7 protein-coding genes and 1 pseudogene are annotated in these 6,860 nt (G+C 42.2%); 2 read left to right on the forward strand and 6 right to left on the reverse strand.

Translation table 11 applies throughout. From position 1 onward, the window contains the following. Positions 1–133, forward strand: a pseudogene (locus O9290_RS14520) (IS630-like element ISMae24 family transposase); the annotation flags it as partial. 332 nt (positions 134–465) lie between these two features. Here O9290_RS14520 and O9290_RS14525 read toward each other — a convergent pair. After that, complete coding sequence (locus O9290_RS14525; RefSeq protein ID WP_002760014.1) at positions 466–732, reverse strand: hypothetical protein; 267 nt, start codon at positions 730–732, stop codon at positions 466–468. A 308-nt stretch (positions 733–1,040) separates the two neighbouring features. On the opposite strand from O9290_RS14525, the gene O9290_RS14535 reads away from it, so the two are divergent. Further along, complete coding sequence (locus O9290_RS14535) at positions 1,041–1,172, forward strand: hypothetical protein (protein WP_277752957.1); 132 nt, start codon at positions 1,041–1,043, stop codon at positions 1,170–1,172. Between the two features lie 75 nt (positions 1,173–1,247). Here the strand turns inward: O9290_RS14535 and pstB (O9290_RS14540) are convergent, their stop codons facing one another. From pstB (O9290_RS14540) to pstS, 5 genes are all read right to left on the reverse strand, one after another. After that, the gene (gene pstB, locus O9290_RS14540) at positions 1,248–2,045 is read right to left on the reverse strand and encodes a phosphate ABC transporter ATP-binding protein PstB (protein WP_149976845.1); all 798 of its coding nucleotides are present in this window, start codon (positions 2,043–2,045) and stop codon (positions 1,248–1,250) included. 98 nt (positions 2,046–2,143) lie between these two features. Beyond that, positions 2,144–2,947, reverse strand: a complete 804-nt coding sequence (pstB, locus tag O9290_RS14545; protein WP_288059479.1) for a phosphate ABC transporter ATP-binding protein PstB — start codon at positions 2,945–2,947, stop codon at positions 2,144–2,146. A 200-nt stretch (positions 2,948–3,147) separates the two neighbouring features. Beyond that, positions 3,148–4,041 carry a phosphate ABC transporter permease PstA gene (gene pstA / locus O9290_RS14550; protein WP_288054988.1) on the reverse strand — a complete coding sequence of 298 codons (894 nt, stop codon included), beginning with the start codon at positions 4,039–4,041 and terminating at the stop codon, positions 3,148–3,150. A 391-nt stretch (positions 4,042–4,432) separates the two neighbouring features. Further along, complete coding sequence (pstC, locus tag O9290_RS14555; RefSeq protein ID WP_002760019.1) at positions 4,433–5,392, reverse strand: phosphate ABC transporter permease subunit PstC; 960 nt, start codon at positions 5,390–5,392, stop codon at positions 4,433–4,435. 94 nt (positions 5,393–5,486) lie between these two features. Continuing rightward, a complete protein-coding gene (pstS, locus tag O9290_RS14560) occupies positions 5,487–6,608 on the reverse strand; it encodes a phosphate ABC transporter substrate-binding protein PstS (RefSeq protein WP_288054990.1) in 1,122 nt (373 codons plus the stop codon). Positions 6,609–6,860: the final 252 nt, after the last annotated feature.

Consider the following 6,860-nt stretch of genomic DNA (forward strand, 5'->3'; position numbering starts at 1 on the left):
TGAAATATTATGGAGATTTTTAAAATATGAATGGATTGAATTTAGCGCCTATAAAGACCGAAAGAGCCTCCTCGCTTACGTTAAAAAAGTGCTGGACAATTTTGGAGGCGAGTATGTAATTAATTTTGCCTAGGTACTTAAGACTTTTAGACTTTTTCCCATCAAAAAGTGCCGATCTTGGAAGTGATCTTGGGGAAATTTAGGCACTTTTTCCCTGAACATTAGGTAATTGACCACCTGATACTAAATCCGTTGAGTATAGGTTACTTATCAGGACAGGCACTCATGCAACAGGCAAGAGGCAAAAGGGTGAATAAATAATCAGTTTTTAATAACCGGATTTAGTATAAAAATGGGTAAAACCCCACACCCTGCACCCACGAAAAACTTTTTCAGCAGACCCTAATTAGGGTTGATCAAGCTTTTTGCCGGTGATTTGGCTAATATATACCCGTTGGCTAATCTTTACTCCTGATCTGGGGATTGTCCGAAAAGATGCTCTACAATTCGCTTAACTTCTGTACGGATGCCGGTGACTTCGTTGCGGAAAAACTGTCGATCGCTCTCAGCTTGAGTGATAAATTGATTTAAGCGCTCGTTGGTTCGTTCAAGACTCCCTGCTATTGTCCTAACTTCACGGGTTAGCTGTGCTATATCTTCTCGATTCTGTTGCGTGAGGACAACGGTAGCCTGTAGTATGCTCTCGATCCGTTCTAATCTTTCATCCGTCATCGGTTACAATCCCTTTAGCGCTTTTTATCGGTCTCTCTACTTAGAATTATATAGGGCTTGCTGAATAAATCTAAAAACCTTGTTGGCATAGTTGGCATAGAAGGCGTGTTTAGTCTTAGCCATCTCAAACAAACTAAAGTCGATCAAGAAGCAATAAAAGAAGGTAGAGAAGAAGGTCAACAACGGGGAAAATTACCAGCAAAATTTAGATTATATTACCCTCGCTACTGCCTTAGACTTAGACAGGGAAAGGGGGCGATAAGTTCCCGAAAACTGCCGTCAAAATCTCTCCGTAATCGGGCAATTTGATGAAACTAATTCTCTCCGTCATGATGACTCTTTTTATCTTTAATTTTGCTATTCGTTTATTGGCTTTGATTGGTTTCCCTATGATACTTTTAACTATTAGTGCCAAAGGTTTTCGCAATCAGTTAAGTTAATCGTTTTTCAATCATTCCAGATGGGAAAAAATTAATCTACCCCGGAGTCATGAATAACGATTAATTATTAATACTTTAACCAAAACGACCGCTAACATAATCTCTAGTGGACTCTTGAGCAGGATTTTGAAAGATAACCTCGGTGCGATCATATTCCACTAAATAACCCACTTTACCGCCTTTTGGGGTCGGTTCAGCATTATAAAAAGCCGTTAAATCAGAAACCCGCGACGCTTGTTGCATATTATGAGTAACAATAACTATAGTATATTGGGTTTTCAATTCGTGAATTAATTCCTCAATTTTTAGAGTAGAAATCGGATCGAGTGCCGCACAGGGTTCATCCATTAAAACAACTTCCGGTTTAACCGCAATAGCGCGGGCAATACATAACCTTTGTTGTTGTCCCCCCGATAAAGCTAAACCACTTTCTTTGAGTTTATCTTTAACATCATCCCAGAGAACGGCTTTTTTTAAAGATTCTTCCACTAATTGATCCATATCACCGATGTAACCATTTAAGCGCGCCCCAAAAGCGATATTTTCATAGATAGATTTAGGAAAAGGATTCGGTTTCTGAAAAACCATACCAATACGACTGCGTAACCCGATAGGATTAACGGAATTACCATAAATATCTTGACCGCGAAAGGTAACTTTTCCCTCAATTTTGGCACTTTTAACCAGATCATTCATGCGATTAAAACAGCGTAAAACTGTACTTTTTCCGCAGCCAGAGGGACCGATAAAAGCGATCGCTTTTTTCTCAGGAATATCAAGGTTAACATCACGAACAGCAAGATTAGAACCATAGTAAACGTTTAAGTTTTTGGTTCTCAAAACTGCATCGGTGACAACATCTTTACTATACATAATTTTCAAAGGAATAGGTGTTGGGGAAAAAGGAAAAGGGAGACGAGGAGAGGGAAGAAAAAAGCTGATAACTGATAACTGATAACTGATAACTGAATTTAGCCAAAACGTCCACTAACATAATCTTTAGTTGCTTGTTCTTGAGGATCACCGAAGATTTTGTCCGTATGATCAAACTCGACTAAATAACCAATTTTGCCACCTTTATCGGTGGCTTCAGCGTTATAAAAAGCCGTTAAATCCGCTACTCTTGTGGCTTGTTGCATATTGTGAGTAACAATAATAATTGTATAACGTTCTTTTAATTCGTGCATTAATTCCTCAACTTTTAAAGTTGAAATTGGATCGAGTGCCGAACAGGGTTCATCCATTAATAATACTTCTGGTTGAGCGGCAATAGCACGAGCAATACATAATCTTTGTTGTTGTCCCCCCGATAGGGAAAAACCGCTTTCTTTCAGTTTATCTTTTACTTCTTCCCAGAGAGCAGCCCGACGCAGGGACTTTTCTACTAATTCATCCAAATCCCCTTTATAACCATTTAATCGCGCTCCGTAAACCACATTATCATAGATGGATTTGGGAAAAGGATTAGGGCGCTGGAACACCATACCAATGTATTTTCTTACTTCGACAGGATCCACGTCTTGAGAGTAAATATCTTGGTTATGATAAAAAACTTTGCCGTCAATACGAAAACCGTGAATTAAATCATTGAGACGATTAAAACACCTGAGAATGGTACTTTTTCCGCAGCCAGAGGGTCCGATAAAAGCGGTGACTTTATTTTTGGGAATATCGATGGAAACGTCTCGTACTGCCCGATAATTACCATAGTATATATCAGCCTTATCGACCTTTAAAACGGTTCCTGTAGAATGGGGGTTAGAGTTAGTTAGCATAAATTATTTACCTTGAGTTTGGCTAATTGAGGAATTGGAAAGATAGGTGGATTTTTACTTAAATATCCCTTTTTGCTTTTCACTTTTTCCCTGACTTAAGTAGAGAGGCACAATTATTTGTAGGATGGGTTAGAGGTAGCGTAAACTATGCGGGCGTTGGGTTTCATGCTTCAACTCAACCTACGTTCTTTTTCCTTGACTTAATAGGTTTTCTGGCGCGTGGCTAAACGGGATAAAATGTTAGTTAACAACACCAAAAGCACCAGAATTAAAGCACCTGCCCAAGCTAATTGCTGTTGAGGGGCAAAAGGGGCAGTAGCAAAGTTGAAAACTAAGACCGAAAGGGTGGCAATCGGTTCAAAGACACCCCGAGGCCAAAAGTTAGAGAATAATGCCGTAAAAATTAAGGAGGCGGTTTCCCCGGCAGCCCTAGCAATTGCTAAAGTCACACCGGTTAAAATAGCGGGAACTGCGGCAGGAAGGACAATTTTTAGGACGGTTTGGTAGTTATAGGCCCCTAAACCCATGGCCGCCCAGCGGATGTCTTGGGGAACGATTTTTAAAGCCTCATCGGTGGTTCTAATAATAGTGGGTAACATTAACACCGCTAAACCGATCGAACCAGCTAGGGCAGAAAAGCCTAAAAGGGCTGTTCCTTCGCCAAATAAGGGCGCAACTAACAAACCGAAGGCGAAAACCCCGACAATAATCGAAGGGACACCCGCTAAAACGTTGGTAGCAAAGCGCACACCCTGGGCAAGTTTGTTATCACCGCTAAATTCCGAGAGATAAACCGCCGCTAAAACGCCAATGGGAACTGCGATCGCTGTGGCCAGGGCGACGACGATAATTGTCCCTAAAATGGCGTTAGCGATGCCTCCTCCTCCTAACCCCGGCGGTGGCGGTAATTTGGTAAAGAGATTGGCGTTTAAACGGCCCACCCCTTGCACAAAAACGAAGCCTAGGACGGCAAAGAGGGGAATCACGGTTACGGCTAAACATAAACCCGATAGGACGGTCATAATTGTCCCCAATAGCGATCGAGGACTACTCGGTTTCTTTTTGAGATTATTGCCTAAATTCGCACTATCCATATCAGTTATCAGTTATCAGTTATCAGTAATCAGTGAACAGTAAGTAGGTAGGTGTTAAAAGTTGTCAGACACCCCCCTTATCAAGGGGGGATTAAGGGTAGGGTTGATTCATGAATCAACCCTACTATGAATCAAGCCTAGGATTAAGGGGGGATTAAGGGAGGATCGAAGCTAAAATCCATTTTTAATTTAATTATAACCAGCTACTTAAACAGTAATCAGTTATCAGTAATCAGTGAACAGTAATCAGTTATCAGTGATTAGTAAACAGTGAAAAGTGAAAAGACAGCAGTAAACTGCCATTTGATGATGAACACTTAATACAAACTGCTCACTTAATACTCAAAACTTAAAACTCAAAACTGATAACTGATAACTGACGACCGACGGCTTAATACTTAGCTTTGACGCGATTAACGATTAATTCTGCGAAGATATTGACTACTAGGGTCAAAACCAAGAGAACAAAACCCGCATACATTAAAGCTGATACTTGCATTCCCGATGCTTCGGCGAATTGGTTAGCCAATAAGGAAGCGATCGTGTTAGCAGGGGCGAGAATAGAGGCACTAATGCGGTTAGAATTGCCGATAATCATCGTTACTGCCATGGTTTCCCCTAAAGCGCGCCCTAAAGCTAACATAATCCCCCCAACAATCCCAGAAAAAGCGGCAGGAATTAAGACCCGAAAAATCGTTTCCCAACGGGTGGCCCCCAAACCTAGGGAAGCTTGCCGCAAATCCGGCGGTAAAGCGGCCAAAGAGTCACGAGAGATAGCGATAATAATCGGCAGGATCATAATTGCTAAAATAACCCCCGCCGGTAACATTCCAGGACCCCCTAAAGGAGTACTAAACAGAGGAATCCAACTAAAATTAGCATTTAACCAGTTACCAAGGGGTCTGAGGATAGGAATCAATACAAAGATACCCCATAATCCGTAAACAACACTGGGAATAGCGGCCAAAAGTTGTACGAGAAAAACCAAAATTGTCCGCGCATTTAAGGGAATAAAATCTTCGCTTAAAAAAATGGCTGAACCGATGCCGAGGGGAACAGCAATCAGGAGGGCAATCAGAGAACTAACGAGAGTTCCGTAGATAACGGGCAGAACTCCGAATTCTTCGCGACCGCGCACGGGATTCCAAGCACTACTGGTCAAAAATCCCAGACCAAAGGTTTGAATCGCCGGTAAAGCCCGAATAAAAATAACTAGGGCAATTAGGAGCAAAATTACCCCAATAGCGATGGCAAAGGCGGTAGTTAATCCAACAAAGCCTTTATCGAGGATTTTTTCCGATTCTGGACGTTCTTTAAAATTTGAGTCGGGTGAAACTGTGGGCGCACTCATGATTAGGGTTTAAATCCAGCTAGTTTGCGGTAGCTAAGGTCGAAATTGACCTCTCTCCACTATTATTGTAACTTTGAATACATTTTTTCGGCTACTAATCCACCTTGATTGTGTAATCGGGATAGATGACATCGGCAGCGGCGGCTACTCGTTCGCGGACATTTTTCGGTAGGGGAATATAACCAAGGGCGGCGGACTGTTCCTGTCCCTGATTGAGTCCAAATTCGATCATCGCCTCCATAGCTAAAGCTTTTTGGGGATCGTTGTATTTTTTATAAACCAACATCCAACTATAGGTGACAATGGGGTAGGAATTTTCCCCCGGGGGATCAACGATAAAAGCCCGCAGATTTTCGGGTAATTCCACCGTGGCTAAGGTGGCAGCGGCATTAGTTTCATTGGGGATAACAAATTGACCGGCTTGGTTTTGTAAAGTGGCCATGGGCAGGTTATTATTTTTAGCGAAACCGTACTCGATATAGCCAATCGAGCCTTGATTTTGTTGAATTAGGGCAGTTACACCCTCATTGCCCCTACCGCCAAGAAATTTACCTTTTTTGGTCGGCCATTGTACGGCTTTTCCTTCACCGATGCTTTTTTTCCATTCGGGACTAACGGCGCTTAAAAACTTAGTAAAAACCCCCGTTGTTCCGCTACCGTCTGCCCGGTGAACTACGGTAATTTCTTCATCGGGTAGTTTTAAATCGGGGTTATCGGCGGCGATTTTGGCATCGTTCCAACGGGTAATCGTGCCTAAAAAGATGCCTATATATGCTTCCCTACTTAGTTTCAGCCCTTCTACTCCGGGCAAATTATAAGCCATAACGATGCTTCCCGCCGTCATCGGTAGCAGTAAAACCCCGCGGCTAACTCTGGCCATATCTTCGTCAGTCATGGCTACGTCGGAAGCGCCAAAATCGATCGTGCCTTGGATAAATTGTTCGACTCCCGCCCCGCTACCGGTAGATTGATAGTTAATTAGTAGTTTGGAAAGTATTTGATTGATGGTGACAAACCAGTTTTGATATAGGGGTGCAGGAAAAGAAGCGCCCGCACCATTGAGGGCGACCTCTCCCTTTAGGGGAACTTGGGCGATTCTATTGTCCCCTTCTGTGCTAGTTCCCGGCGTATCGCCGCCACCACAAGCGGTTAAAGTCGCTGTTAAAGTCGCTAGGGATAAGGCTGTTAGTAAATTGGTCTTGTTTCTGCTGGGCATAGGATTAATTTTGAGCCGTAAACTGCCTTAAATTTTACGCTAAAAGTTACCACTGCTTGGTAAAGAATAGGTTAAGAAGTGAATAAAAAAACATAATGTATTGTCAAGAAAAGTTTTCTCGATAACTAGACAAAAATCTCAACTTCTTTTACTATTTGTTTTGACTAAACATTAGTTTTAAGTAGGGAGGCACAATTATTTGTAGGATGGGTTAGCGGTAGCGTAACCCATGCAGGCGTTGGGTTTCATGCT

The sequence above is a fragment of the Microcystis sp. LE19-41.2A genome (genome assembly GCF_027530405.1).
In the GTDB taxonomy this organism is placed as follows: Bacteria; Cyanobacteriota; Cyanobacteriia; order Cyanobacteriales; family Microcystaceae; genus Microcystis; species Microcystis aeruginosa.